The sequence below is a fragment of the Streptomyces sp. NPDC051664 genome (assembly GCF_044453545.1).
Classification (GTDB): domain Bacteria; phylum Actinomycetota; class Actinomycetes; order Streptomycetales; family Streptomycetaceae; genus Streptomyces.
The window spans coordinates 1-1,459 of sequence record NZ_JBITCU010000121.1 but is presented as its reverse complement, the minus strand read 5'-3'; the positions used below and the strand labels follow the sequence as shown (position 1 = coordinate 1,459).

General features: G+C 52.9%; 1 protein-coding gene. It reads right to left on the bottom strand.

The genetic code is table 11. The features are described from left to right. Nucleotides 1-284 precede the first annotated feature (284 nt). The coding region (locus ACIA8E_RS41930) for a hypothetical protein (RefSeq protein WP_399307369.1) at nt 285-1,459 on the bottom strand (1,175 nt) is incomplete at its 5' end.

Sequence of the window (1,459 nt, the reverse complement as noted above, 5' to 3'; positions counted from 1 at the left end):
CTCTGGATAGAGGCATCAAGTGCCCGGACGACTCAAGGCGTCAGTCCGGCACCCACGCGATCACCACCGCGAGCACCGCTCGCTGCTCGAACGGCACTCAGAACTCACATCAGTCCTGAGAGCCGCTAGCTAGTACCGGATTAGGACGGCTCCGACGCCGTGATCACACCAGACACCGCAAGATCATCTCACCTGTGACCAGCAGTTACGGGACAGCCCTTAGCGTTGTTCAGCCAGCTTACGCACCACGATGATTTGGCTCGATTGTCGATTCCAGTCAGAAGTCAGCGCCTGGGTGGCATGGATTGCAAAGCGATCTCCGTGTGAATTGCCGCAGCGCCGAACTGATACCTGACTTCGGGCGGCACATCTGACTGATCGCGTACAGCACGAAGACTCGCGAGCAGATTTTCAAATTCCATCCGGTCTTGCGAATGTAGGTTCCGCCATCGGTTGATGACTTTGCCGACTGAGGTAGTTACGGAGAACAGAAAGTCCTCAAGAAAGTCACTTTCTAGCGAGTCGAGATGAGGCAGCCCTTGAATCGCCTCTATCACCAAGGAGAACTTGCGCACTTTTTCATCGCGCAGAATTCCCTGAGCAACATTCGGCGATATCCCCTGTCTCCCGTCAAGAGAATGCCCGACATTCACCGCTCTGGCGTATTCCGAAAACAGCTCCTCGAATTCATGTGAATGCATGCGGGTATCACTAGAATCTCCCGATGAATAGCGGATCTCAAGCAGCGCTAGAGGGGTGGACCGATCAACCCAATCCATGTCGAGGTAATTCTCGCTCATTCCATGCAGCGCGGGGCTGTCTCTGCCACCATCCTGCGTGCTACCTGTCATGACGTACCTCAAATAGTTGCGCATGCTAGTCCTATCACCTTTTACGTTTTCGACCCCCTCTTCCAGGACATTGGAATTCGAACTATATGCATCACGCGAATATCCTCGAGCTGTAATAAAATTGATAAATTGCGTGGCAAACATTTCTGAAATATATGTAAATTTACCCTTGAAGAATTCCTGAACCTCCGGATTAAGTTGCTGCAGGAGTTGGTGAAAGTAGTTTCTGTTTGCCACGGCAAGCCAATTCTTAGTCAAGAATCTTTTGCGAGGATTAAGCGCTCCGAGGCGAGTCATAGGAAAAGCTGCTGCGTGATTGGCGAATAGCCACGTGTATCCAGCGACTTGGCTGACCCCTTCAAGGTCCTGAAGGAATGGCACGTCCCCGGGGTTGACCGTGGTTCTCAGGATTTCTGCGGCGTAATGGGCGGCTATCCTCTGACCGAATGACCGGCTCCAGATAAAAAGCGGGACAGCGGGGATAGTGGGTTGTTCTGTGAGATGACTCTGTACCGTGTCGAGGAATTCCATTAGCCCGCTGACCGGTACGCCGAAAGTGTACTGGCTGTATGCGGGATGGTCCGGTCCCGTTGGCGCGGGAAATATCG